Annotated in this window: 1 protein-coding gene; it reads left to right on the forward strand. The window is 69.1% G+C overall.

From position 1 onward, the window contains the following. Nucleotides 1–476, forward strand: a 476-nt coding sequence (locus GM672_RS27860; RefSeq protein WP_211517463.1) for a contractile injection system protein, VgrG/Pvc8 family, incomplete at both ends; no start/stop codon positions are given.

Raw genomic sequence — 476 nt, forward strand, 5'->3', positions numbered from 1 at the left:
CCTGGCTGGGCGCGGACGGCGGCGTGGCGCGCTACCGCCTGCGCCTGGAGCCGGCGCTGGCCCTGTTGCGCCTGCGCCGCGACAGCTACATCTTCCAGGACAAGACGGTGCAGGACATCGTCACCGAACTGCTGTCGGACTACCCGCAACTGCGCTTCGAGTTCGACATCAGCCAGGACCAGCCCACCCGTACCATCTGCACACAGTACCGCGAAAGCGACCTGGAATTCTTCACGCGCCTGCTGGCCTCGGAAGGCCTGAACTGGCGCTTCGAACACGACCAGCCCGCAGACGACAGCGCGGACGGCCAGGCGCGCCACAAGCTCGTCATCTTCGATAGCGCCGCGCAGGCCCCGGCCACGCCCGGCGGCGAGGAACTGCGCTTCCACGGCGTGCGCGCCACCGACACGGACGACGCCATCGACAGCTTCAGCGCGAAGCGCCGCGTGCAGGCCAACGCCGTGACGATCGCCAGC

Origin of the sequence: Pseudoduganella buxea, from assembly GCF_009720835.1 — a bacterium.
In the GTDB taxonomy this organism is placed as follows: Bacteria; Pseudomonadota; Gammaproteobacteria; order Burkholderiales; family Burkholderiaceae_D; genus Rugamonas; species Rugamonas buxea.